Annotated in this window: 22 protein-coding genes and 4 tRNA genes; 9 read left to right on the top strand and 17 right to left on the bottom strand. The window is 48.3% G+C overall.

Features of this window, described 5'->3' with window-relative positions; translation table 11 throughout:
- Positions 1–25: 25 nt before the first annotated feature.
- The 10 genes from GA693_RS13930 to tpiA all read right to left on the bottom strand — a co-directional run bounded on the left by GA693_RS13930 (position 26) and on the right by tpiA (position 7,205).
- The gene (locus GA693_RS13930) at positions 26–430 is read right to left on the bottom strand and encodes a ribosome-binding factor A (RefSeq protein ID WP_005181793.1); all 405 of its coding nucleotides are present in this window, start codon (positions 428–430) and stop codon (positions 26–28) included.
- Positions 430–3,150 carry a translation initiation factor IF-2 gene (gene infB / locus GA693_RS13925; protein ID WP_005181788.1) on the bottom strand — a complete coding sequence of 907 codons (2,721 nt, stop codon included), beginning with the start codon at positions 3,148–3,150 and terminating at the stop codon, positions 430–432. The genes GA693_RS13930 and infB overlap by 1 nt, the downstream gene beginning before the upstream one ends.
- Positions 3,151–3,160: 10 nt before the next feature.
- A complete protein-coding gene (gene nusA / locus GA693_RS13920; RefSeq protein ID WP_005181786.1) occupies positions 3,161–4,645 on the bottom strand; it encodes a transcription termination factor NusA in 1,485 nt (494 codons plus the stop codon).
- 32 nt (positions 4,646–4,677) lie between these two features.
- Positions 4,678–5,202: a ribosome maturation factor RimP gene (gene rimP / locus GA693_RS13915; protein ID WP_005181784.1), complete on the bottom strand. Its 525-nt coding sequence runs from the start codon at positions 5,200–5,202 to the stop codon at positions 4,678–4,680.
- Between the two features lie 228 nt (positions 5,203–5,430).
- Positions 5,431–5,507, bottom strand: a tRNA-Met gene (locus tag GA693_RS13910).
- A gap of 143 nt (positions 5,508–5,650) precedes the next feature.
- Positions 5,651–5,727, bottom strand: a tRNA-Met gene (locus GA693_RS13905).
- A 77-nt stretch (positions 5,728–5,804) separates the two neighbouring features.
- Positions 5,805–5,881 (bottom strand) — tRNA-Met (locus tag GA693_RS13900).
- Positions 5,882–5,932: 51 nt separating this feature from the next.
- A tRNA-Leu gene (locus tag GA693_RS13895) sits at positions 5,933–6,017 on the bottom strand.
- Positions 6,018–6,070: 53 nt separating this feature from the next.
- Positions 6,071–6,400 (bottom strand): preprotein translocase subunit SecG, encoded by a 330-nt coding sequence (gene secG / locus GA693_RS13890; RefSeq protein ID WP_005181783.1) that lies wholly within the window; start codon positions 6,398–6,400, stop codon positions 6,071–6,073.
- A 13-nt stretch (positions 6,401–6,413) separates the two neighbouring features.
- Positions 6,414–7,205 carry a triose-phosphate isomerase gene (tpiA, locus tag GA693_RS13885; RefSeq protein WP_005181780.1) on the bottom strand — a complete coding sequence of 264 codons (792 nt, stop codon included), beginning with the start codon at positions 7,203–7,205 and terminating at the stop codon, positions 6,414–6,416.
- 288 nt (positions 7,206–7,493) lie between these two features.
- Between tpiA and pilB the strand changes: the two genes are divergently transcribed.
- From pilB to coaE, 4 genes are read left to right on the top strand one after another with little or no spacing between them, the layout of a single operon-like run.
- The gene (gene pilB / locus GA693_RS13880; RefSeq protein ID WP_075167609.1) at positions 7,494–9,200 is read left to right on the top strand and encodes a type IV-A pilus assembly ATPase PilB; all 1,707 of its coding nucleotides are present in this window, start codon (positions 7,494–7,496) and stop codon (positions 9,198–9,200) included.
- A 30-nt stretch (positions 9,201–9,230) separates the two neighbouring features.
- Complete coding sequence (locus tag GA693_RS13875) at positions 9,231–10,457, top strand: type II secretion system F family protein (RefSeq protein ID WP_160241680.1); 1,227 nt, start codon at positions 9,231–9,233, stop codon at positions 10,455–10,457.
- Positions 10,457–11,317 (top strand): prepilin peptidase, encoded by an 861-nt coding sequence (locus tag GA693_RS13870; RefSeq protein WP_005181774.1) that lies wholly within the window; start codon positions 10,457–10,459, stop codon positions 11,315–11,317. Before GA693_RS13875 ends, GA693_RS13870 begins: the two co-directional genes overlap by 1 nt.
- A 10-nt stretch (positions 11,318–11,327) precedes the next feature.
- Positions 11,328–11,936 carry a dephospho-CoA kinase gene (gene coaE / locus GA693_RS13865; protein ID WP_075175011.1) on the top strand — a complete coding sequence of 203 codons (609 nt, stop codon included), beginning with the start codon at positions 11,328–11,330 and terminating at the stop codon, positions 11,934–11,936.
- Here coaE and GA693_RS13860 read toward each other — a convergent pair.
- The 3 genes from GA693_RS13860 to ppnP all read right to left on the bottom strand — a co-directional run bounded on the left by GA693_RS13860 (position 11,933) and on the right by ppnP (position 14,052).
- On the bottom strand, positions 11,933–12,853 hold the full coding sequence (locus GA693_RS13860) for a DMT family transporter (RefSeq protein ID WP_016659657.1): 921 nt from the start codon (positions 12,851–12,853) through the stop codon (positions 11,933–11,935). The genes coaE and GA693_RS13860 overlap by 4 nt on opposite strands.
- Positions 12,854–12,870: 17 nt before the next feature.
- Positions 12,871–13,623, bottom strand: coding sequence for a 23S rRNA (guanosine(2251)-2'-O)-methyltransferase RlmB (gene rlmB / locus GA693_RS13855; RefSeq protein ID WP_005181769.1), 753 nt, complete (start codon positions 13,621–13,623; stop codon positions 12,871–12,873).
- Positions 13,624–13,728: 105 nt separating this feature from the next.
- A complete protein-coding gene (gene ppnP / locus GA693_RS13850; RefSeq protein WP_075167606.1) occupies positions 13,729–14,052 on the bottom strand; it encodes a pyrimidine/purine nucleoside phosphorylase in 324 nt (107 codons plus the stop codon).
- A 710-nt stretch (positions 14,053–14,762) separates the two neighbouring features.
- Between ppnP and recN the strand changes: the two genes are divergently transcribed.
- The 4 genes from recN (at position 14,763) to GA693_RS13830 (ending at position 18,411) form a co-directional block, all read left to right on the top strand.
- Positions 14,763–16,427 (top strand): DNA repair protein RecN, encoded by a 1,665-nt coding sequence (gene recN / locus GA693_RS13845; RefSeq protein ID WP_104989178.1) that lies wholly within the window; start codon positions 14,763–14,765, stop codon positions 16,425–16,427.
- A gap of 109 nt (positions 16,428–16,536) precedes the next feature.
- On the top strand, positions 16,537–17,091 hold the full coding sequence (locus tag GA693_RS13840) for a YqgE/AlgH family protein (protein WP_005181761.1): 555 nt from the start codon (positions 16,537–16,539) through the stop codon (positions 17,089–17,091).
- Complete coding sequence (ruvX, locus tag GA693_RS13835) at positions 17,084–17,524, top strand: Holliday junction resolvase RuvX (protein ID WP_005181760.1); 441 nt, start codon at positions 17,084–17,086, stop codon at positions 17,522–17,524. Before GA693_RS13840 ends, ruvX begins: the two co-directional genes overlap by 8 nt.
- A 119-nt stretch (positions 17,525–17,643) precedes the next feature.
- On the top strand, positions 17,644–18,411 hold the full coding sequence (locus GA693_RS13830; RefSeq protein WP_016659660.1) for an IclR family transcriptional regulator: 768 nt from the start codon (positions 17,644–17,646) through the stop codon (positions 18,409–18,411).
- 85 nt (positions 18,412–18,496) lie between these two features.
- Here the strand turns inward: GA693_RS13830 and GA693_RS13825 are convergent, their stop codons facing one another.
- On the bottom strand, positions 18,497–19,120 hold the full coding sequence (locus GA693_RS13825; RefSeq protein WP_016659661.1) for an alpha-ketoglutarate-dependent dioxygenase AlkB family protein: 624 nt from the start codon (positions 19,118–19,120) through the stop codon (positions 18,497–18,499).
- A 137-nt stretch (positions 19,121–19,257) separates the two neighbouring features.
- Between GA693_RS13825 and GA693_RS13820 the strand changes: the two genes are divergently transcribed.
- Positions 19,258–21,060 (top strand): ABC transporter ATP-binding protein, encoded by a 1,803-nt coding sequence (locus GA693_RS13820; protein ID WP_005181751.1) that lies wholly within the window; start codon positions 19,258–19,260, stop codon positions 21,058–21,060.
- A gap of 82 nt (positions 21,061–21,142) precedes the next feature.
- Here the strand turns inward: GA693_RS13820 and pgsA are convergent, their stop codons facing one another.
- The 3 genes from pgsA to uvrC form a co-directional block, all read right to left on the bottom strand.
- Positions 21,143–21,730, bottom strand: a complete 588-nt coding sequence (pgsA, locus tag GA693_RS13815) for a CDP-diacylglycerol--glycerol-3-phosphate 3-phosphatidyltransferase (RefSeq protein ID WP_034598126.1) — start codon at positions 21,728–21,730, stop codon at positions 21,143–21,145.
- Between the two features lie 108 nt (positions 21,731–21,838).
- Positions 21,839–22,633: a thioesterase family protein gene (locus GA693_RS13810; protein ID WP_160241681.1), complete on the bottom strand. Its 795-nt coding sequence runs from the start codon at positions 22,631–22,633 to the stop codon at positions 21,839–21,841.
- A 114-nt stretch (positions 22,634–22,747) separates the two neighbouring features.
- Entirely contained in the window at positions 22,748–24,547 is a 1,800-nt protein-coding gene (uvrC, locus tag GA693_RS13805; RefSeq protein ID WP_160241682.1) for an excinuclease ABC subunit UvrC, read from the bottom strand.
- Positions 24,548–24,649: the final 102 nt, after the last annotated feature.

Here is a 24,649-nt window from a genome sequence, read left to right as displayed (position 1 = left end):
TTTTTGCATAGACCTGCTGGCCTACTTATTCTTCATCTTTTTTTGCATCGGCAGCTGGTAAATCTTTTACTGCTTCTGCAATCAGACCAAACATATAGTTACCGTAGGCATTGGTTTTATCGTAATGGAAACGCAAACGCGGCGTAATCCGGGTCTTGATCCGACGGCTCAGCTCATGGCGCAGGAAACCGGAGGCTTTGTTAAGCACATCCAGGGTTTCCTTGTTTGCCGCTTCACTTTGCTCATCGCCAAGTTCACGACCCATTACGGTCACATACACTTCGGCATAGCCTAAATCTGGGCTGACTTTCACCGCCGAGATGGTCACCAGACCACCCAGACGTGGATCTTTCAGCTCCTGGCGGATCAGGTCGGACAACTCGCGTTGTACCGTATCTGCCATTCGCTTAAGACGCTGACTACCCGCCATTAAAGACTCCGTTTAATTAGCTGGACATCGTACACTTCAATCTTGTCTTGTACTTTGATGTCTTTATAGCCTTTGACTGCAAGACCACATTCCATACCGGCACGGACTTCTTCCACCACGTCTTTATAACGACGCAGAGATTCAAGTTCGCCCTGGAACACCACCACATCATCACGTAATACGCGAATCGGCTTGTTACGGTGTAAAGTACCTTCCAGTACCATACAGCCTGCTGCTGCACCGAACTTGCTTGAGTGGAATACTTCACGGACTTCAGCCACACCCAGAATCGTTTCACGGTGTTCTGGTGCCAGCTTGCCGCTCATCGCATCTTTCACGTCATCAATCAATTGATAGATGATCGAGTAGTAACGGATGTCGATACCGTCAGCATCGGCTTTTTGACGTGCAGTATTGTCGGCACGAACGTTAAAGCCCAGCAGTACCGCTTCTGAAGATTCAGCCAGCGTTACGTCAGATTCAGTGATCGCACCGACACCTGAACCAATCACACGGACTTTCACTTCATCCGTTGAAAGCTCGGCCAGTGCCACGTGTAATGCTTCCAGCGTACCACGTACGTCAGTTTTCAGTACCACATTCACAATCGGCACATCTTTCTTGCCCATAGACGCCATGATGTTCTCAAGACGCATTGCAGACTGACGCTCAAGACGTTTCTGACGTTCACGATCCATACGCGCATCAGCAACTTCACGCGCTTTCTTCTCGTCATTGACCACCAGTACTTCATCACCCGCCATTGGCGCTTCTGGCAGACCCAGAATTTCCACTGGAATTGATGGACCAGCAGACTTGATGCGTTTACCGTTTTCATCGGTCATGGCGCGTACACGGCCATAAGATGAACCGGCAAGTACCAAGTCACCCACTTTCAGGGTACCGTTTTGAACCAGAATCGAGGTCACTGCACCACGGCCTTTATCAACACGTGCTTCAATCACCACACCTTGTGCTGCACCTTCTTCAGAGGCTTTCAATTCCATCATTTCTGCTTGAATTGAAATCAGGTCAAGTAATTCGTCAATGCCGGCACCGGTATGCGCGGAAACTTTGGCGACTGGAACATCACCGCCCCATTCTTCAGGCACGATTTCCTTGGTGGTTAATTCGTTCAGTACGCGGTCTGGATCAGCTGAATCTTTGTCCATCTTGTTGATGGCAACAATGATTGGCGTACCCGCTGCACGCGCATGGTCAATCGCTTCTGCAGTTTGTGGCATCACGCCATCATCTGCTGCAACCACCAACACCACGATATCAGTCGCTTTGGCACCACGTGAACGCATCGCGGTAAACGCGGCGTGACCCGGAGTATCCAGGAAGGTGATGATACCTTTGTCTGTTGTCACATGGTAAGCACCGATATGCTGGGTAATACCACCGGCTTCGCCTTGTGCCACTTTAGCACGGCGGATACGGTCCAGAAGCGAGGTTTTACCATGGTCAACGTGACCCATGATGGTAACAACAGGTGGACGCGTAGTTTGCTCACCACGTGCTTCTTCAGCCGCTTCCAGCAGGTTGTCTTCTGCCGCAGTTTCAGACACCAGCACCGGATTGTGGCCCATTTCTTCAACCACAAGCACCGCAGTATCCTGATCAATGGCCTGGTTTTGTGTGACCAGCTCACCCATCTTCATCAGGGTCTTGATTACTTCACGTACTTTAATTGCCATTTTCGCAGCCAAGTCAGCCACAATAATGGTTTCACCAATTTCTACATCATAAACCTGTTTTTTTACCGGTTTTTCAAAGCCATGCTTGTTGGCCTGACTGGTTTTTAAACCACGTTTATGCGAGTTGTCACGGAATGACTGTTCTTCACCACGACGGCCGCCTTTCTTCTGGCCACGGGTATCTTTGGTTCCGCCACCACGTTTGATTTCACGGTCTTCTTTGGCAAATGAATCTTCATACGCCTGACCCACCAGACCTGCGGCCAATGGTGAATCATCAATTACGCGAATGGTCGGTGCAGCATCATCAGATGAATACTTCGATGCCATTTTACGCATTTGCTCAAGGGTACGTTGCTGCGCTTCTTCAGCTGCCTTACGACGTGCAGCTTCTTCAGTCGCTTTCAACTGTGCTGCCTGTTCTTCACGGGCGCGTTTTTGCTCAGGCGTTTCAACCACTTTAACCTGGGCTTTCACCACTGGCTTGTTGGTTGATTTACGCTTCACCACCACAGCGGCTTTAGAAGTTTCCTGTTTGGCGGTTTCCTGTTTCGCAGCAGCACGCATTGCTTCTAAGGCCTGTTTGGCTTTAGATTCGCCTTTGCTGGCAGCTTCTGGCGCAGCTTTTGGCTTCGCCGGTTCACGGGCTTGCTGTTCAGCTGCTTTGGCTTCTGCTTCAGCCTGTGCTTTGGCCAAAGCTTCTGCTTTGATTTGCTCAGGGTCTGGCTTGACAAATGTATGCTTCTTGCGCACTTCTACATTAATTGTTTTCGCCTTACCTGACGTACTTGCCACTTTAGCAGTACTGGTAGTTTTACGTTTCAACGTGATTTGTCCTGCATTACCCGCATCTTGACCATGTACTTTTTTCAAGTGGGTCACGAGGGTATCTTGTTGTTCAGTGGAAATAATGTCGTCAGCTTTACGTTGCGGTAAACCTGCATCACGAACCTGCTCCAGGAGTTTCTCAACTGGACGTCCTACGCTGAGCGCTAACTCTTTAATCGTCTTGTCCGTCATACATTACCTCCTAGTTAAACCATGATTCGCGTGCTTTCATAATGAGTTGACCCGCTTTGTCAGCACCTAGACCTTCAATATCTGCGATATCGTCGGTGGCCTGGTCTGCCAAGTCATCAACGGTCACTACACCACGAGCAGCAAGCGCATAGGCGATCTCTTGTGTCATCCCTTCCATTGCCAGAAGTTCGTCACTCGGATCCTGAATATTTTCTTGCTGTTTTAACGCATCTGCCAAAGCCACTTCTTTGGCACGACTTTGCAATAATTCAACCAGCTCGGCATCAAGCTCAATTTCATCAAATGTTTCTGCTGGTACATAGGCAATCTCTTCCAGTGAAGTGAAGCCCATTTCAACCAGTGCCATCGCCAGGTCCTCTGCAATGTCCAAACGCGATACAAACATATCCAGATATTGCTGCGCTTCATTTTGCTGACGCGCGTAATATTCTTCTTCCAGCATCATGTCCAGTTTATAACCGGTCAGTTCAGATGCCAGACGTACGTTTTGACCTTGTGAACCAATGGCACGGGCCAATTGATCGCTGGTGGCAAAAATAATGTCAGCAGTACGTGCATCTTCATCAATCACGATACTCGATACATCAGCCGGCTCTAAAGCGCTGGCAATGTACTGTGCCGGATCATCTGACCACACCACCACATCAATACGTTCACCATTAAGTTCCTGCTGGACTGCCTGGATACGCGTACCACGCATACCAATACATGCACCAACCGGATCAATACGATGATCGTTGGTTTTCACTGCAATCTTAGCACGAACGCCTGGTTGACGCGCAGCCGCCTTGATTTCAATGATTTCTTCAGAAATTTCAGGAATTTCTTTTTTCATTAACGCCATCAGCATTTCAGGTTTCGCACGTGACAATAGTAACTGTGCACCACGACCTTCACGGTTGACGTTAAATAAAATGGCATTCACGCGCTGTTTTGGACGCAGAATTTCCTTTGGAATCATTTCTTCACGTGCCAGATACGCTTCGGCATTGTCACCCAAATCAATGATAAAGCCATCTTTGGTCTGCTTTTTCACTTCACCGTAAATCAGCTCGCCCACTTTGGCTTCATAAGCATCGGCAACGAGTGCACGTTCTGCTTCACGAATTTTCTGAACAATTACCTGTTTGGCAATTTGCGCCGCAATACGACCGAAATCAATTGATTCCACTTCAAGTTCGCGAATGTCACCAATTGACCACTGCGCCGGATCGACATCAGAAATCGCATCCTGACATGCTGGCATTTCATGATCTTCATCCGCCACCACTTCCCATTGACGGAAAGTACGGTAGTCACCTGTTTTACGGTCGATTTCTACACGTAAACGTGCTTCTTCCGCATTTGTGCCTTCGTAAAATTTCTTTTTCGTCGCAGCAACAAGAGCCTGCTCTAGCGCCTCAAAGATTGCTTCACGACTTACACCTTTTTCGTTACTAACCGTTTCAACGACGGTAAGAATTTCGCGTGCCATAAGTCACCTATTTTAGATTCTTATTTATTGAATTAATCTTGATAAACCAGATTGGCCTTATCGATATTATGGCTGTCAATTTCCAGCACTTGCTGTTTTTCAACTTCAACCTGAATGGTTTCATTTTCAAGGTCAACTGCCACCAGTTTCGCCTGGAATTTACGACGGTTTTCTACCGCGCTAATCAAACGCAAGGCAATGGTCTGGCCAATATAGGCAGGAAGCTGTTCCAGCTGGAAAAACGGACGATCCCAACCTGGGGAAGACACTTCAAGTGCATATTCACCTGAGATCGGATCATGAACGTCCAAAATGGCGCCCACTTGCTGAGTCACGCGCACACAATCCTGTACGCCTACACCACGACCCTGCTCGAGTTCACCGTCTTCATTCAGGACCGGTGCGGCATTTTCATCAACCGCTTTGTCGATATAAATACGCAATAGTGAGCGTTTACCTTGTGGCAGGAATTCAATTCCCCACAAATCTACATCACAGGCTGCAACTGCGGGTGCAATCAAGTCCTGGAGTGCCTGGGTTTTATTTGATAGCTTCATTTACTCTCGTCATATGGGTGCGATTCAATGGCCTGATCTGACCACTACAGTCTCATTCAAGCTATAGTAGTAGTGAAACATGACACTTGAGTTTATGCCGTATCCGGCTCATATCGACACTACACGATAGCCAATAAAAAAGGGCGTAAATCGCCCCTATTATTACACAGAAAAACCAATGTCCACTGTGCAAAAAGGCCCACCTTGTTGTGAGCCTCTTAAGAAACTTGGTAGCGGGAGCTGGATTTGAACCAACGACCTTCGGGTTATGAGCCCGACGAGCTACCAGACTGCTCCATCCCGCATCAACGTGCAAAAATTATATACAAAATATGCGCAATTTTCAATGAAAATCGTATGTCCTGTATGTGGCGTTATTTATCGCTGAAGAATGAGTAACAATCGTCAGATTCAACCAACATGAAATATATTACTCAACCATTAAAAATGGTAGCGGGAGCTGGATTTGAACCAACGACCTTCGGGTTATGAGCCCGACGAGCTACCAGACTGCTCCATCCCGCATCAGCGTACAAATAACTCTTCTCAGCTCAAGAAACTTAAGCCGCCTTTTAAAGTTTGCATCTTTAAAAAGGATTGATTGGTAGCGGGAGCTGGATTTGAACCAACGACCTTCGGGTTATGAGCCCGACGAGCTACCAGACTGCTCCATCCCGCATCAACAGAAGTTTTGCTGCATACACCAAACTTATGTTCTGGATTATAAGTTTGGTGCGGAAGGGGGGACTTGAACCCCCACGCCCGAAAGCACTACCACCTCAAGGTAGCGTGTCTACCAATTCCACCACCACCGCAGCTGTGACGCATTCTAGTCGCATCACCGCGAAAAATAAAGGCCTAATTGCAATTATTCGCCAGTTTGAGGTGTAGTTGGTGAAGAATCAGGCAATGTTGCCGGCGCGGTTGTGGTCGCCGGAATTGATTTTAAACTGTAGGCATCGGTGGTTTGCTGTTTGGCAAATACCGCCAGGGTCAGACTGGTGATAAAGAACAAAGCCGTTAAAATTCCAGTCAAACGGGTCATAAAATTACCCGAACCAGAGGCACCAAATACGGTCGCCGCACCGCCGCCACCAAAAGAAGCACCAGCATCTGCCCCTTTGCCGTGCTGAACCAGAATCAGCACAATCATCAAGACGGCTAAAATAATATGTACTACCAGCACAAAAGTTTGCATGCTGAACTCCTAATTATTGTGTATTGGCAAAGGCCTGCGCAATTTGATGGAACGATGCTGCATTTAAAGAAGCACCGCCGACCAGCGCGCCATTAATATCTGGGCAGGCTGCTAACTCTACTGCATTTTCCGGCTTAACACTACCACCGTACAGAATAGCCATTTGCGGACCATAGCTGGTCAGCTGGGTCAGACCTTCACGAATTTTGGCATGCATGGCCTGCGCATCTTCAGGCGAAGCGGTTTTACCAGTACCAATGGCCCAGATTGGCTCATAGGCAATTACAATATTCTGCCACTGCTCTGCCTCGACCACTGCCGCAATGTCACAAATCTGCTGTAACACCACCTGCTCGGCCTGGCCACTTTCACGCTGCTGCAGGCTTTCACCGACACAGTAAATTACGGTCAGACCGGCTGCCAGTGCATTTTGAATTTTTGCATTTAGAATTTGCACATTTTCAGCAAAAATTTCACGGCGTTCTGAATGACCGACCAGTACAAAGCCAATCTGGCTGTCTTTTAATAGCTCGGCACTCACCTCACCAGTATAAGCACCTAAACCAGCAATACGTGAAACATCTTGTGCCACGGTATACACCGGACGTACCGCAGTTTTCAGCTGTTCCTGAACACTGCCCAATGCGATTGCAACTGGCGCAACCCCTAAATGACACTGTGCGGCATCAATGGCCTGCTGTTCTAATAATGTTTTAAATTCTGAAACCAGCTGTTGCGCTTCTGCTTGCACTGGGTTCATTTTCCAATTGCCAATCACCCAAGGCGTAATCGCCGAACCCGACATACAATACCTATTCAAATACCTATGTTTCAATCGCGCACATTCTACACGTAAATCGATTCAGGACAGAACAATTTGTTGCGGCATTTTTAGATTTGCAGTCTAAATAGGCCCATCTGAACATCGGCTTAACAAAAATCTTTGCCGATTAATTGCGACTGGTTCATGCTTTTAGGGGATACTTAGGTGGTGACATCATTTTCAGATATGGTATTTTTATGCAACAAAAGTATAATTTTGTGATACCAATTATAAACAAACTTTTTTGATTTTTTTTAAGGACGTTGGGGAATGTCAGTACAACAAGCAATGCCTAGATTTACAGGTTTTATTCGGCGACTGGTCGAAGAAGGGCTTGTGACGGCTGAAAATATGCAGCAAGCCATTGTCGCGGCAAGAAAAGCTGAGACCGATATTGTGCCGTATTTAATTCAGCAGTTGCAGATTTCACCGCTGACTATTGCTGAAAAAATTTCCTATGAATTTGGTGAGCCGATTTTTGACTTAGCCGTGTACGATTCGCGTCTGATTGTACGTGAAGGTCTGGATGAAAAACTGTTCACCAAATACCGAATTCTGCCCATTTTCCGACGTCACAATCAGCTTTATATTGCTACCAGTAACCCAACCAATATCGAAGCCATTGATGCGATCCGCTTTAACAGCAAGCTGAATATTGAAGTGGTGATTGTTGAGCATGACAAGCTGGAACGGCTGATTGAACAGAACTTTACCGAAGACAGCACCTTTGACTTTGATGAAGACTTTGATCTGGAAGTTGGCGACAACGCTCCCGAAACACAAGAAGATGACGATGAGCCACAAGGCGATGAAGCCCCAATCGTCAAATATATTAATAAGTTACTGGTCGATGCAATCCGTATGGGCGCCTCGGATTTGCACTTCGAGCCTTATGAAAAAAGCTACCGGGTCCGTTACCGGATTGACGGCGTTTTGCGCCAGATTGCCAATCCTCCGTTACAGCTGGCCACACGCCTCGCCTCACGTTTAAAAGTTATGTCACAAATGGACATCTCAGAAAAACGTATTCCGCAGGATGGCCGGATCAAGCTCAAGCTGTCAAAAAACAAAGCCATCGACTTCCGTGTCAACTCATTGCCGACCCTGTTTGGAGAAAAAATTGTACTACGTATTCTCGATCCATCTAGCGCCATGCTGGGGATTGATGCACTTGGTTATGAACCGGAGCAAAAAGAGCTGTTTATGGAGGCGCTGGACAAACCACAAGGCATGTTACTGATTACCGGTCCGACCGGTTCCGGTAAAACCGTGTCTTTATATACCGGCTTAAATATCCTCAACCGCGAAGACACCAATATTTCTACCGCCGAAGATCCGGTGGAAATTAACCTGGAAGGGATTAATCAGGTCAACGTCAATCCGAAAGTGGGTCTGACCTTTGCCGCAGCACTAAAATCATTCCTGCGCCAGGATCCGGATATTGTTATGGTCGGTGAGATCCGTGATCTGGAAACTGCAGAAATTGCTATTAAAGCTGCACAAACCGGTCACATGGTCATGTCGACGCTGCACACCAACAGTGCACCCGAAACCCTGACCCGTTTACGCAACATGGGCGTCCCTTCATTTAACATCGCCACCTCGGTGAACCTGGTGATTGCCCAGCGTCTGGCACGTCGTCTGTGTCAGAAATGCAAGGCCCCGGTGGAGATTCCACGCCAGAGCCTCTTGGAGCTCGGCTTTACCGAAGAAGATTTAAACCAGCCAGAGTTCCAGCTGTATCAGCCGGTTGGCTGCCCGGAATGTCGTGAAGGTTATAAAGGCCGTGTCGGGGTCTATGAAGTGATGAAAGTCACCCCGGAAATCTCACGCATTATTATGGAAGATGGCAATGCCTTGCAGATTGCAGCAGCCTCGGCAAAATCCGGGTTTAACAATTTACGCCGTTCAGGATTAATCAAGGTCATGCAGGGGGTCACTTCTTTACAGGAAGTGAATCGTGTGACCAGCGAATAGATGAAGCATTTAAAATAAGGATAAACACGCATGGCTGTCAAAAAAGCACAGATGATGCCCACCTTTATTTATGAAGGGATTGACCGCAAAGGGGCAAAACTTAAAGGGGAACTGCCAGCACGTAATATGGCGCTGGCCAAGGTCACGTTGCGCAAGCAAGGGATCACCATCAAAACCATCCGCCAGAAGAAGAAAAATATTCTTGAAGGCTTGATGAAGAAAAAAGTCTCGACCCTGGACATCACGATTTTTACCCGCCAGCTGGCGACCATGATGAAAGCCGGTGTACCGCTGGTGCAAAGCTTTGAAATTGTGGCTGAAGGTCTGGAAAACCCGGCCATGCGTGAAGTGGTATTGGGGATTAAAGGCGAAGTCGAAGGGGGCAATACCTTTGCTGGTGCACTGCGTAAATATCCGCAACATTTCGATAATCTGTTTTGCTCGCTGGTTGAATCGGGTGAACAGTCGGGTGCTCTAGAAACTATGCTGGACCGGGTAGCGATCTATAAAGAAAAGAGCGAATTACTCAAACAAAAAATCAAGAAAGCCATGAAATACCCGGCAACGGTGATTGTGGTGGCCGTGATTGTCACGATTATTTTGATGGTCAAAGTGGTACCGGTATTTGAAGAACTCTTCACCTCTTTTGGTGCCGACTTACCGGCCTTCACCAAAATGGTGGTAAATATGTCGCAGTGGACCCAGAAATACTGGTTTGTGCTGATTATTGTCATCGGCTTTGCCATTGCAGCTTTTCTGGAAGCCAAGAAACGCAGCAAGAAATTCCGTGACCTGCTGGACAAAGCCGCCCTGAGAGCGCCAATTTTTGGTGATCTGGTCTATAAAGCGATTATTGCGCGTTATAGCCGTACCCTGGCCACCACCTTTGCTGCCGGTGTTCCCTTAATTGATGCACTGGAATCCACTGCCGGCGCCACCAACAACGTGGTTTATGAAGAAGCGGTAATGAAAATCCGTGAAGATGTCGCCACCGGTCAGCAGTTGCAGTTTGCCATGCGGGTCACGGATAAATTCCCTTCGATGGCCGTGCAGATGGTTGCGATTGGTGAAGAATCCGGTGCGCTGGATGCGATGCTGGATAAAGTCGCGACCCACTACGAAAACGAAGTCGATAACGCCGTCGATGGCTTAACCTCGATGATGGAACCACTGATTATGGCCGTTCTCGGGATTCTGGTCGGCGGTCTGGTGGTCGCGATGTATCTCCCAATCTTCCAAATGGGCTCTGTGGTTTAATGCAAGAATTCATTCATTATCTGATTCAACACCCAACTGCGCTGTATTTCGTAGTTGGGATTTTTAGTTTATGTATTGGCAGTTTTCTGAATGTGGTGATTTACCGCACGCCAAAAATGATGGAACAGGAATGGCGCAATGACTGTCAAATGCTGCTGCATCCTGAACAGGCCATCATTGATGAAAGCAAAATCAGCCTCAGTCAGCCAGCCTCGACCTGTCCGAAATGCCACAGCCCGATTCGCTGGTATCAGAATATTCCAGTAATCAGCTGGCTGCTTCTACGTGGCAAATGTGGCCAATGCCAAAACCCGATCAGTATTCGTTATCCTTTTATTGAACTGCTGACCGCAGTGTGTGCCTTAACCGTAGTCGCGGTTTTTGGCCCGACCCTGCAAATGCTGTTTGGCCTGGTGTTGACCTATGTGTTAATTGCCCTGACCTTTATTGATTTTGACACCCAGCTGCTGCCTGACCGCTATACCCTCCCCCTGGCTGCACTCGGCTTGGGGGTGAACAGCTATGCCCTGTACACCTCCGCTAGCTCTGCCATTTGGGGATATATCATTGGCTTTTTATGTCTGTGGGTGGTGTATTACCTGTTTAAGCTGGTGACTGGCAAAGAAGGTATGGGCTATGGCGATTTTAAATTGCTGGCCGCCTTAGGTGCCTGGATGGGCCCGCTGATGCTGCCGCTGATTGTGTTGCTATCTTCTCTGGTTGGTGCAATCATTGGCATTATTTTGCTGAAAATCCGCAAAGAGAACCAGCCTTTTGCCTTTGGCCCTTATATTGCCATTGCCGGCTGGATCGCCTTTTTGTGGGGTGATGCAATCATGAAGCTTTATTTAGGTCAATAAGGACAACAGGATGACATTTGTTTTGGGTTTAACTGGCGGCATTGGCAGCGGTAAATCGGCAGCAAGTCACTGGTTTGAAACCCAAGGCATTGTGGTGGTCGATGCAGATGTGGTGGCACGTGAAGTGGTTGAGCCAGGCCAGCCGGCCCTGACCCAGATTCATCAGGCCTTTGGCGACTGGGTCCTGCTCAATGGCGAGCTCAACCGCCGTGCCTTACGCGAGCATATTTTTAAAGAACCGGCAGCACGCAAAACCCTGGAAGCGATTACCCATCCGGCCATTCGCCAGTCGATCATCCAGCAGTTACAGGCAGCCCGCAGTGCCTATGTGGTGCTGGTGTCTCCACTGTTATTTGAAAGCAACCAGCATGAACTGACCCAGCGCAACCTGTTAATTGATGCCTCTGAAGAACTGCAGATTCAACGCGCCTCACAACGCGATGGACAAAGTATTGAACAAATTCGCAAGATTATTCAGGTACAGATGTCACGCGCAGACAAACGCCAGCGGGCAGATGATATTGTGCTGAATGATGGTCATCTGGAGCATCTCTATGCCCAGCTTCAACCCTTACATCAACACTATATGACTTTGGCGCAACAGCAGCAGTCGGTTTAAGACGGCTTGTTTTGTCGTTCGATTTGCTGGCTTAAGCTGTCTTTCCGGCCCCACCAGCGCCAAGGCTGTAACGCCCCAATGCCCATACCAAGCAGACCACAGACAATCGCCAGGCTCAATGGCTCATTCAGTAACGGTACCGCCAGAATAGCGGCAATAAACGGTGCCAAGGTCACAATACTGCCAGCCTTAAAAGCACCTAAACGCTTAATCGCTTCGACATAGCTGAGCGTGGCAATAATCACCACAAAAATTCCATGAAACAGGGTCTGACCAATTAAATGCAGTGGTTCAGGACCACTCAGGTTTTTCGGAAAAAATAGCCAATAAATAGGTACATACACCAAAGCTGACCAGATGGCTACACTGGCCATAGAATGCCAGGCCGACAGCTTCCATTGCCGCAACAGCACCGTAAAGACGCCCCACCACAAGGCACTCAGGAAAAACAGCAGATCGCCAAAACCGAAAGCGACACCGGTTTCCTGATACATCAGCAGACTCATGGCAGCAATCGCCAGCAGCATGATCAATACGCTGATCCAGGTATGCCGGTCAAAGGGCTGTCGAAACAGCAACCAGGCCGCCAGTGCAGTACATAAGGGAATACAGCCATTCAAGAAAATCGCCGCATGCGCCGCTGGCACAAAATGAAATGCACTATAAGCCGTCAGGCAGTAACCGACACCGCCAATCATCGCCAGGATAAAGGACTGTCGGGTCCATAAAAATGCCGTATCTTTGCGATACAGCAAAACCGGCATCAGCAGGCAAAAGGCCAGCATAAAACGCAAGGCCACCAGATCCCAAGCACTAATGCCCCACAGGGCACTTAAACGGGTACTCAGGGTAAAGCCACCCCAAATACACATGGTGATGGCCAGTAACAGATAGCCTTGCTGGCGTGCGTTGATCATTAAGATGGAAAGAGCGCTTAAGCCGGTTGACGCTGACGGCAGGCTTCATACAGCGCCATACCAGTGGCCACACTAACATTCAGGCTTTGCAGATTGCCCATCATCGGGATATATACGGTTTGATCGCACTGCGACTGGGTGATTGGGCGCAAACCGGTATCTTCGGCTCCCATCACCACACACACCGCCGTACCGGTGAAGTCAAACTTCTGGATCGGCAAGGCTTTTTCATCCAGCATGGTGCCGACCACGCGCACATTAAACTGCTCTTTGATTTGCCCCAAAGTACGGGCCAGATTGGTAACCTGAATAAATTTAACTTTCTCGGCGCCACCAGCAGCCACTTTACGCGCCGTTGGGGTCAGGCTGGCTGAACGGTCACGCGGTACAATCACCGCTTCTACACCCATGGCTGCTGCCGTACGGATACAGGCGCCCAGATTATGCGGATCGGTGACCTGATCCAGAGCCAGTAACAGTGGCTGATTGGACTGCTGCAACAGCTGTTCCAAATCTTTTTCATTTAAGGTTGGATGCGGACGCACCGCAGCCACCACGCCCTGATGAAATGGCAAACCGGCCAGTTTTTCCAGGCTGTCACGACTGGCTTTTTGTACGCTAATACCAAACGGCTCTGCCAGTTCCAGAATACGCTGTAAACGCTGGTCATCACGACCTTTGAGGGTAAACAGGGTTAATACACGCTCCGGTTCAAGTTCTAACAATGACTCTACCGAATGAACGCCATAATAATATTCTGGTTTTGCCATGAATGACCTCAACGCTGTGCTGTAAATCCAAAAGAAAAATCCTGCAAAGGAAACTTTACAGGATTTCTGTGTCGGCCTAGTTTAACCGATTTGAGCTAAAAATGCTTAGCCTTCTAAATGACAAACGTAGTCCAGTACATCATCAGTTTCAATCTTAAAACGGCTGTTGCCCGGTACATAGAAGGACTGACCGGCACGGAAAAGCTCACTTTCTTCACTATCGGCGATTTGCACACGACATTCACCTGAAATAATTTCCATCCGTTCAGGAACATGCGTTTCGAAAGTTAAGGCTTGTTCAGTCGGTAAAATCACACCTAGCGTCTTTTTGGTGCCATCTTCAAATTGTACCGTATGACTAATGCAGAGCCCGCTAAAATAAACATTGGATTTTTTTACCACTGATACATGATCAAACTGAGCTGACATGCGTATTCTCCAGCTAACGCGTTTTTATATTTTATGATTGAGGTAGTGTAATGCTGCCTACTGAACTAATCAATCAATCTTCATCTAAGGTAAATCACTCTATTTCCTGTCGTTTCAGGCAAGTCATTTTGCCTGGCACGCGAATAAATTCACCTCATTTTTGCGAGAGTCTAAATCAACTTTCAGGCAAGTACAAATACCTTTTAATCGCAGATGAACTAAAGTTCAACGCCCCCATTGCACTCTCCGACCATCTGTATTTTCAGCCTGACAAATCCTGCGCCGAACTGGTTCAATTCGGGTTATGCATCTGACTGATTTTCATCTGAATCTCTAAATATAGTGAGCACCTTCCTGCTCGTCTTCAGCTTGTCTGATAATCACAAAAAATTGATGATTGGCAGATAAAGTTATGCACCATTCTGCCGGCGCTGTATTGCAAGCACATGAAACTGGACACAGTTTTCTGTTTCAGATGAAGATAACAGCTGATCTTTCGATTGCAACAGTAGCGACTTGATCTACATGGTGGATGTAGAACCTCTGCTCACAGCATGCCGCTGAATATTCTGTACCGAGAAGTTTTATTTTTCTGCAAAAATTAAGCTAGAATGATCGTGTTTTTTCAGTTGCTTAAAATAAAGGGCGATGCTTTGCACTGCCCAACCTGACACTCTTCAACTCAAACTTTTCGCAGCCTGGATGCGTTTATGCTGACACATTTAACCCTGATCAATTTTGCCTTAGCCGACCGTTTAGCCATTGATATTGAATCTGGTTTTAACGTCCTGACCGGGGAAACAGGTGCCGGAAAATCATTATTGCTGGATGCGCTTTCGGCCTGTCTAGGTGAACGCACCGACACCAATTATGTCCGTTATGGCGCAGACAAGGCCGATGTCACTGCCACCTTCAGTTATCATGACGGCAGTCCGGAAGCCGAGTGGCTGAAACAGCAGGAACTGGATGATGAATCGGGTGAAATCCATTTACGCCGGGTAATTTTCGCCACCGGACGCAGCAAGGCCTGGATTAACGGCCGTCCGAGCAGTCTGTCTGAGCTCAAAGAAATTGGCCGTTTGCTGGTGCAGCTGTATAGCCAGCACAGCCAGCAGCAGCTGTTAGAACCGCCTTATCCAAAACACTGGCTGGATCGTTATAGCAATTTTTATGCGCCAGCCCAGGCCGTACGCGATGCCTATAGCCAGTGGCAAAAAGATATTCGCCAGCATCAGGCGGCTTTGGATGCCCAGGCGACGCGTAAACAGCGCATCGACACACTGGAATTGCAGCTGGAAGAATTAGAAGAAGTGGTCCAGGTCGATTATGCCGATATTGAACAGGAATTTGATCGCTTAAGCCATCATGAAGCGATTATGCAGGATTGTGCCTATAGTCTGAACGGGCTGGATGAAGCAGAGCCAAACCTGAGCCAGGAACTGTCCTCGATTTTACGGCGTCTGGAAAGCCATGCCGGCCGTAGTGAACAGCTGTCAGAAATTTATACTTCCCTGCTGAATGCGCAAAGTGAAATTGAAGATGCCACCGCCAGTTTGCGTCATTTTATTGACCGGCAGAGTTTCGATCCGGAGCGGATGGAAGAACTGAATTCCAAACTGGAAATTTTCCATCGTCTGGCCCGTAAATATCGCACCCAGCCAGAATTATTGAAAACCGAATATGACAACTGGCAGGCCGAGCTGGAACAGCTGCATCAGCTGGAAGATCCGGAAACCTTGGCCGAACAGGTCGAAGTGTCCTATCAGGACTTTTTGGCCAAGGCCGAACATTTAGACCAGATTCGACGTGAAGCTGCCGGACCTTTGGCCAAACAGCTGACCGAACAGGTGAAACAGCTGGCCTTGCCAGAAGCACATTTTGAATTTAAATTTGAGCCTTTAGAGCAGCCATCGAGTGAAGGCTTAAGCTTTATCCAGCTGCTGTTTACAGCCAATAAAGGCATTCCAGCACAACCACTGGCGCGTGTCGCTTCGGGCGGTGAACTGTCACGTATTGCGCTGGTGATGCAGGTCATGAATGCTGAAAAAACCGAAGCAGAAGTGCTGGTGTTTGACGAAATTGATGTCGGGATTAGTGGTGGTACGGCGGAAATTGTGGGTCGTTTACTGGCCGGTCTGGGACAGCATGTACAAATTCTGTGTATTACCCATCAGGCGCAGGTTGCGGCTCAGTCTGACCAGCACCTGCTGGTGAAAAAACAGCAGACCGATCCGGCCAGCAGTACTATTTTAATGCTGCAAGAAGAAGAGCGGATTCTGGAACTGGCGCGGATGACCGGTGGCGTCGAAATTAACGAAACCACCTTGCAGCATGCCAAGCAGTTGCGTCAGCTCAAGTTTCAATCTGGCGCATAAAATCACTGAAAAACCACAAAAAATGTTTGGTGAAATAGCAATCCTCTTGTAACGTGATGATTAAGACCTATATCTATATCAGAACATACATTTTAGGAGAAAGGCTTAGGTGACCAAACAATATCTGACACATCGCTGTCTTATTGCGCCACCCGAGATAAATGATGACTTTTTTGCGAATACTGTCATTTATTTGGCGCGTCATGATGAAGACGGGGCGCAAGGCATTATTCTCAATCGTCCGGCAGGGATTCAAATTAAAGAGTTACTGAATGATCTGGATATTGAAGCCGATCATGTCCATCCACATGAAGTATTGCAAGGCGGGCCGCTGCGTCCGGAAGCCGGATTTGTGCTGCATACTGGCCAGCCAACTTGGCATTCATCCATTGCGGTTGGTGAAAATGTCTGTATTACCACTTCCAAAGATATTCTGGATGCCATTGCCCATAACGAAGGCGTAGGCCGTTACCAGATTGCCCTCGGCTATGCCAGCTGGAGTAAAAACCAGCTGGAAGAAGAAATTTCGCGTGGTGACTGGCTGATCTGTGATTCAGATATGGACCTGATTTTTAACCTGCCCTATAGCGACCGTTGGGATGCCGCCTACCGGAAAATCGGAATTGACCGCACCTGGCTTGCATCAGAGATTGGCCATGCCTGAGTCTGCTGCACACATGATTATGGCCTTCGATTTTGGCACCCAGAAAATGGGCATGGCGGTGGGTCAATCCCTGATCGAAAGCGCCACGCCGCTGGCCCTGTTTCCCATGAAAGATGGTATTCCAAACTGGGACGAACTGCTGAAACTGGTGAAACAGTATCAGCCAAATTTATTTCTGGTTGGCTTGCCACTGAACATGGATGATAGCGAGTCAGAGCTGTCGACCCGGGCGCGCAAGTTTGCCCGACGTTTACGTCATCAGACCAATATCGAAACCCTGATGGTGGACGAGCGTTTGACCACGCGTGAAGCCCGTGATGAACTGGATCATTATCAGGCCCAGGGACGTGGTAAAAAAATTGCCGCCGACAGTATTGCGGCCGCCCTGTTCATTGAAAGCTGGTATCGTTATCCGCAAGGTGTCCAGCCTTAAAATCTCGCTGTTGACGTCCAAATCCCCTTTCTCTTGGTTTTCAGCTCAATCCGGTCTGTTATGATAGTCAGTACCGGATTTTTTCATTGATCTTTTTTCACGTTGTAGAGTAATCACTGATGGCAATATCGAGTTTTGGCAAAATTTTGATGGTTCTGAATTTATTTTCAGTGTCACGTCCGGTGATTAATGTCGATATGATCAGTGAAGAACTGGGCCTGTCCAAACCGACCAGCTACCGCTATTTAAAAGAACTGGTTTCGGCCGAATTATTGCAGCGTTTAAGTGGGACTTCGGGCGATTACACCCTCGGCTCGAAAATTGCAGTGCTGGATTATATTTCCCGCACCACCGATCCACTGGTGCAAATCAGCATTCCGTTTATGCAGGATATTGTGCAGCGTACCGAATTTTGCTGCGTACTGACCTATCTGAATCAGGATGCCTGTATCGACCTGCATGATGAAGTATTCCAGCATATGAATCTGCTGTCCTATGGCCGCGGCTGCCCACGTCCGGTGTATATGGGTTCGTCACCGAAAATCATGCTGGCGCATTTACCAAAACAGAAAATGCTGAATTATTATCAGCGTTTTGCCGTGCAGTTCCGTCAGTCCGGTTTTGCCCAGGATGAAGCCGAGTTCATCAGCAAAATGAAAAAGATCAAAAAACAGGGCTATTACTATTCTAGTGGTGAACTGGAACCGCAACTGGCCGGCTTGTCGGTGCCGATCAGACTCTCCAATAAAACAGCACCATTCACCCTGACCTTACTGGCCTCCAAAAACCGCTTTGAATTTGTCAATGTCGAAAAGCTGATTGCCATTTTGCAGGAAAATGCCGCGCTGATTGAACAGAAAGTTGAAAGTCTGAATCCACATACCTAGATTGATCTTTATCAAAATACAGCTGTTAAGATCAGCGTGGTGAGATAAATCTCTGCCCTGCCCGGCCTTTGGATCACAACCAGCATTAGAGTGGATAAAAATAGCGAAAGGTTAAATTGATTCGCGGCGTCACCACACGGCTGGATTTGGGCAGGCTGTGCTTCCAGTAGCGCTGGGTCTGCCCACGCATCACAATTAATTGACCACTCTGTAACAGCAGCTCGACTTTTGCTGCGCTGTGTTTGTGCTTAAAGCTAAATTTACGGGTTGCACCCAGACTTAAAGAAGCAATCACCGTTTCTGCACCCGGAGATGCGACCAGACTCGGTTCATCATCACTGTGCCAGCCCAGTCCCTGACTGCCATCTGCATATAAATTGGCTAAACAGGAATTAAATGGATGTCCCACGATCTGTTCAATCTGCTGTTTTAACTGCCACAAAGCCGGATGCCAACGCTGCGCCTGCTTCAAACTGCCCGAATAACGATACTGATAATACTCATCACCATACCAGGCAATTTTCCGCGCGGTGACATAATGTTTGCCAAATAAGGTGACTTCATCGGCTTGCCAGGCCAGCTGCTGTAAACATTGCTGCAAGTAAGCGTGACTGTCCTCAGCGGACAGAATCAGCCCATAATCCTGCACGATCCCCTCATAGGGCAACAGATTCTGCCGCGGCTCGGGCGGAAACAGTTCCAGATTCATTGTGGCGTTTTCCTGCGAAGCGGAACTTCAGTTTAAACCCAAAACGGCTTCACAAATCAAAACATTCTCTGTGCTTGTGAGCCACGCCAAATCGACATAGACTGAAAAACAGGTTTTAGAATAAAAAATAATTGCTTATGAACTTATGGCAGCTCTTTCAGAAGCTCAAGCCCTTTGTGCGGCCGTATCGGCTGCTGGTGATTGCCACGCTGATTCTGACTTTAATTGGTTCTCTGACCGCACAGGTCAATGCCCTGACCCTGCAATATGCCGTCGACAGCATTAACCGGCTGGTAGAAGCCGGTCAGGGGCTGGCTGAAGGCTGGCAGATTCTGATAACCATTAGCGCCATTTTACTGGGCAAGGAAATCATTAATGCCTTTGTCCAATTCGGGCAGAAATTTTATGGTGAAAAACTGCGGATTTTTGTGTCGCAGGATTTGGCTCAAGGCATTATTGAGAAGTTCCTGACTTACCGGCTGGCGTTTTTTAATCAGGATAACAATCAGGCCGGCAAGCTGCAAACCCGGATTGACCGCGGCATTGGCTCCCTCACCCGGCTGGTACAAATCTTTTTTATTGATATTTTACCGTTATTTACCAGCGCGATTATTGCCTTAGGGCTGATGTACTGGGCCAATTTCTATGTCGGACTGGTGGCCTCGGCCATTGTGCCCATTTACTTCTGGCTGACCTATAAACAGGCCCAGAAACTTGGCAGCTGGCGCCGCAATTTACGTGATGGCCGCGAACGGAAAAGCCAGGGTATTCTGAGTATTATCAACTCGATTACCGTGATCAAATCCTTTAACCGGGAACATATCGAATCGGACAAACAGCTAAAACTGCAAAAGGAACTGACCGATAACCAGATGCATACCCGGCAGACCAGCTTCCTGTTTGATGGCCTGAAAACCTTTATTGAACAGATCGGAATTGTGCTGATTATTATCCTGACTGCCTATTTTGTGCTGGATGGCCAGATGAGTATCGGCATGATCATGTATCACGTGTTGCTGTTTAATAACGTGTCGGCACCAATCCGTTCACTGCACCGGATTTATGATGAAGTGAATGATGCCATGATCTACTCGGAAAGCTTTTTCCAGATTCTGGAGGCCGATGATGAAATTGAAGCCAGCGGTGCACAAAAACCGGTAATTCGCGGGCAATTCAATTTAAGCGGGGTCGAGTTTTATTATCCGAACGGGCATCATGCCTTAAAAAATATCGAGATGTGCATTCAGCCCAACAAGATTACCGCACTGGTCGGCCTGTCCGGTGCAGGGAAATCGACCCTGATCAGCCTGCTGGATAAATTCTATGAACCACAGCAGGGCAGCATTCAGTTAGATGGAGTGGATTTAAAAGACATCGACACCCAATACCTGCGTGACCATATCGGGCTGGTGCTGCAAAAAAACCATATTTTCCAGGGCAGTATTTTTGACAATATCCGCTATGGCAAAACCGATGCTTCTCAGGAAGAAGTGATACAGGCCGCCCAGAAAGCCTCGATTCATGAGCAGATTTTGCAGCTCCCGCAAGGCTATGACAGTGATGCCCTGATGCTCTCGGGCGGTCAGCAGCAGCGGATTGCACTGGCGCGGATGTTCCTGAAAAATCCACCGATTATTTTTCTGGATGAACCAACCGCCAGTCTGGATGCCATTGCCACCGAGCAGATCAAGCAGAGTCTGGATGAAATTAAACAGGGCCGTACCGTGGTGATTATCTCACACAGTCTGTCGCAGATTATTGATGCCGATTACACCTATGTCATGAAAGAAGGCGCGATTGCCGAACACGGCGAACATGACACGCTCTACCATCAGGACGGTGTCTATAAAGAAATTTTTGATGCGATGGCCAAAAGCCTGAATATTGAAAAGATTGCCCGAACCTTTGAAGATGACGCAGAAGAAGAAACCCATAGTTAAACCGCAATCCGGTTAAAGATGAAGGAATGATTCTGTATTTTTTAATCCATAAAAAAAGCTCCTGTACAGGAGCTTTTTTGCCTTAAGGCTGTTTTAAATACGGCCAGGCGGCTTTTAAATAAATAAACATCGACCACAAAGTCAGCACCACCGCAGTATAGAGTAAGGCATAACCAAGCAATTCCAGTGGCTCCCAGTTCAGCAAGAACACGGAAATCGCAATCATCTGAAATGCAGTTTTATATTTCCCGACGGTAGAGACCGCCACGCTGGTACGCGCGCCAAGTTCTGCCATCCATTCACGCAAGGCCGACACGGTAATTTCACGTGAAATAATTACAATCGCGGCAAAGGCCATGGAAATGGTCGGCTGCCATTGCACCAAGACAATCAGGGCGGCTGCCACCATCAGTTTATCCGCCACCGGATCCAGGAAACGGCCAAAGGCTGAGGTCTGGTTTAAGGTTCGTGCCAGATAGCCATCAAACCAGTCAGTGACGGCAGCAATCACAAAAATAGCGGTCAGAATCAGATGCCGGGTCATCCCTGCATCATGATCATGGATTCCCATGGCAGGCGGCCAGTAGGCCACCAATAAAAATACGGGAATTAAGGCTATACGCGCTAAAGTTAAAATATTTGGAATGTTCAGGATTCGACCTGTTGTCATAGACACCGCCAATGCTTCCCCGTTATGCACGAGCTAAATGCACATATTTTTTGAGGGTTTATCCATCGTTAATAGGCTTCACTTTATACGAAATGGCAGAAAGTGTCACTAGGCAAAGACCGTTACGGTTTGCCGCGAAATGGCAATCAGCCGGTTTTCAGCATCCCAAAGATGCGCCGTTTCAGTAGAATAGCCATCTGCCGCATGCTCGGTAATCACTTTATATTTAAACCAATCATGCACTTGGTGGCGGATCGGATGCACATAAGTGATATGCCAGGTCAGCGAACTGGCCGGTGACAAGGTTTTAAATAAAGGCAGTACACCCGGTGGCCAAATGTCCATCAGTGTGACCAGATCGGCCACAGTAAAGTCGCGGTTGGCATGTTTTTCTGGCGTATAGCGGCACCAGCCGCCAAAATCGGACTGCTGGCTGCCGGTACACGGATAATCACCTTCGGCCCAGCACACCTCAAACTGCTGATAACATTCCGGCATCAGCTGATGCACCGGTAAATAGTTAAGCTGCGCTGGTGCAGGATAATCCGGCGCCAACGGTTCCTGCTGTACCTGAATAGTGGACTCACGCACCGCGCCAAAGCTGGCCAGCAAGATGCTTTGTACCGCATCATCCTGCCATAAGCGCACTTCCAGCGTGATCACCGACTTGCCCTGTCGCAAAATTTCTGCACTGATTCTGGCCCGGTCTTCCCGCACCGGCCCGACAAAGGTCACCGATGCACTGAGCAGACGTTTATCCGGGTCGGCAATCACCGAAAGGGCTTTCTGCATCATCAGTCCGGCCACCAGTCCGCCATAGATGGTTCGACCCTGTAACCAGCCTGTTGGAATCTGAATCCATTCATCCTGCTCGATTGCGGCAAATACAGAACGCAGCGACATATATTTTCCTTTTTATTGAGTGCGCTTCATCTTGCAGCTTTTCAGTGTGGATGTGAATGGTCAATCGTATACTGGCCAGTGACTATTTTTGCCAATAGGTCAAATATGCCGGACTTATTCGTGCAGAATTTTATAGATGGTCCGCGCCATGACCTGCCCCAGTCCCGGTACCAGCATCAGGTCTTTTTCCGAGGCTTTTAGCACGCCCTGAATCCCGCCAAAATGGGTCAGCAAATCACGGCGGCGTTTCGGGCCCAGGCCGGGAATCACTTCCAGCACCGAACTGCCGCGTTTTTTATCACGTTTGGCCCGATGCCGGGTAATGGCAAAACGGTGTGCTTCATCCCGCACCTGCTGAATCAGATGCAGGGCTTTATGGTCTTCCGGCAGCTGGATTTTGCTGCCATCGGTAAAATGCAGGGTTTCCAGTCCAGGTTTACGCCCCTCGCCTTTGGACACGCCGACCATAAAGGCTTCCAGTCCCAGTTCCTGCATCACTTCCATCGCCATATGCAGCTGGCCTTTACCGCCATCAATCAGCAGTAAATCCGGCAGCATGGCTTTTTTATAGCGTCGGGTCAGGGCCTGACGCATTGCGGCATAGTCATCGCCTTCGGTAATGTCATTGATGGAAAACTGGCGATAATCGCGTTTGCGCGCACCGCCCGAATCAAACACCACACAAGACGCCACGGTCGCTTCGCCCATGGTGTGGGAAATATCAAAACATTCAATCCGGTCAATAGGACACCCCACCACCTGCTCCAGCTGATGAAAACGCTCATTCAGCTCGAAGTGATTGGCCAGCTTGCCTTTAATCGCGTGTTGCACGTTCATTTGTGCCAGTTCTTGCCATTCGGCCCGGGTTTCGCGGACTTTGTGCTTGATCTGGACTTTCTGCTGAAACTGCTGCTGTAGCGCCTGCTCCAGCTCTTTGGCATCTGGCAGTTCTACATTGACAATCAGCTCGGCCGGTACTTCATCGGCGACCTGAAAATAGAAGTTGGCGATAAAATCGGACAGCATCTGGCCCTGATCATCTCCGAGCATATCCGGAAAATAGCTTTTCCCGCCCAGCATCTTGCCATTGCGCACATGCATAATCTGCACACAGGTCACCCCGGCCTGATAGGCAATTGCCAGAATATCGGCTTCGCCTTTGACCTTATAAATTGCCTGCTGTGCCTGTACATCGCGCAGCAAGGCCATTCGGTCCCGATAAAACACCGCTTTTTCAAACTCCAGTGCTTCCGCCGCGGCTTCCATTTTGGCAATCAGTTCCTGATTCAATTCACGGGTATCGCCCTGTAAAAAGCGGATCGAGTTCTGCACATCTTCCTGGTAGGCTTCCGGTGAAATCAGCCCGACACAAGGCGCCGAACAGCGTTTGATCTGATATTGCAGGCAGGGACGTTTGCGCTGGGAAAAATAGCTGTTTTCGCACTGGCGCACATTAAACAGCTTTTGCAGCACGATTAAAGTATCGCGGGCGTTGTAGGCACTTGGATAAGGCCCGAAAAATTTACCGACCTGATGCTTGCCTTTGCCACGGCCACTGGCAATCCGCGGATAAGGCTTGTCACTGGAGACAAAAATATAGACATAAGATTTGTCATCGCGCAGCATGATGTTATACGGCGGCCGATGCAGCTTGATCAGGTTCTGTTCCAGCAGCAAGGCTTCGGTTTCAGAGCGTACCACCAGCGTTTCAATATCATAAATCCGCGCCACCAGCGCCTGGGTTTTCGGATGTTCGATGGTTTTTACGAAATAGCTGGACACGCGATTTTTAAGATTCTTGGCCTTGCCCACATATAACAGTTCCCCATCTTTACCCAGCATGCGGTAAATACCGGGCAAGGTGGTCATATTGGCCAGAATTTTGACAATATGTTCGCGTGCGTTTTCGTTCACATTCAGCCTATTTATCGATCTCGTCTGCTCTAGCATGATGTGATGGTGATTCTGCTATTTTCAAGCATTGCCGCGCAAGCATGCCGGCAGAAATGACATGAT

Origin of the sequence: Acinetobacter indicus, from assembly GCF_009914475.1 — a bacterium.
GTDB lineage: Bacteria > Pseudomonadota > Gammaproteobacteria > Pseudomonadales > Moraxellaceae > Acinetobacter > Acinetobacter indicus.
The sequence above is the reverse complement of the archived record's forward strand: the minus strand, read 5'-3'. Positions and strand labels throughout refer to the sequence as shown.

Coding starts and splice junctions, on each gene's coding strand:
- coaE (WP_075175011.1), top strand. CDS start 11,328: ATGACATTTGTTTTGGGTTTAACTGGCGGCATTGGCAGCGGTAAATCG.
- ppnP (WP_075167606.1), bottom strand. CDS start 14,052: ATGTCAGCTCAGTTTGATCATGTATCAGTGGTAAAAAAATCCAATGTT.
- GA693_RS13875 (WP_160241680.1), top strand. CDS start 9,231: ATGGCTGTCAAAAAAGCACAGATGATGCCCACCTTTATTTATGAAGGG.
- GA693_RS13810 (WP_160241681.1), bottom strand. CDS start 22,633: ATGTCGCTGCGTTCTGTATTTGCCGCAATCGAGCAGGATGAATGGATT.
- recN (WP_104989178.1), top strand. CDS start 14,763: ATGCTGACACATTTAACCCTGATCAATTTTGCCTTAGCCGACCGTTTA.
- GA693_RS13860 (WP_016659657.1), bottom strand. CDS start 12,853: ATGATCAACGCACGCCAGCAAGGCTATCTGTTACTGGCCATCACCATG.
- pilB (WP_075167609.1), top strand. CDS start 7,494: ATGTCAGTACAACAAGCAATGCCTAGATTTACAGGTTTTATTCGGCGA.
- ruvX (WP_005181760.1), top strand. CDS start 17,084: ATGCCTGAGTCTGCTGCACACATGATTATGGCCTTCGATTTTGGCACC.
- pgsA (WP_034598126.1), bottom strand. CDS start 21,730: ATGACAACAGGTCGAATCCTGAACATTCCAAATATTTTAACTTTAGCG.
- nusA (WP_005181786.1), bottom strand. CDS start 4,645: ATGGCACGCGAAATTCTTACCGTCGTTGAAACGGTTAGTAACGAAAAA.
- GA693_RS13930 (WP_005181793.1), bottom strand. CDS start 430: ATGGCGGGTAGTCAGCGTCTTAAGCGAATGGCAGATACGGTACAACGC.
- GA693_RS13825 (WP_016659661.1), bottom strand. CDS start 19,120: ATGAATCTGGAACTGTTTCCGCCCGAGCCGCGGCAGAATCTGTTGCCC.
- GA693_RS13830 (WP_016659660.1), top strand. CDS start 17,644: ATGGCAATATCGAGTTTTGGCAAAATTTTGATGGTTCTGAATTTATTT.
- GA693_RS13870 (WP_005181774.1), top strand. CDS start 10,457: ATGCAAGAATTCATTCATTATCTGATTCAACACCCAACTGCGCTGTAT.
- rlmB (WP_005181769.1), bottom strand. CDS start 13,623: ATGGCAAAACCAGAATATTATTATGGCGTTCATTCGGTAGAGTCATTG.
- secG (WP_005181783.1), bottom strand. CDS start 6,400: ATGCAAACTTTTGTGCTGGTAGTACATATTATTTTAGCCGTCTTGATG.
- infB (WP_005181788.1), bottom strand. CDS start 3,150: ATGACGGACAAGACGATTAAAGAGTTAGCGCTCAGCGTAGGACGTCCA.
- GA693_RS13820 (WP_005181751.1), top strand. CDS start 19,258: ATGAACTTATGGCAGCTCTTTCAGAAGCTCAAGCCCTTTGTGCGGCCG.
- rimP (WP_005181784.1), bottom strand. CDS start 5,202: ATGAAGCTATCAAATAAAACCCAGGCACTCCAGGACTTGATTGCACCC.
- tpiA (WP_005181780.1), bottom strand. CDS start 7,205: ATGTCGGGTTCGGCGATTACGCCTTGGGTGATTGGCAATTGGAAAATG.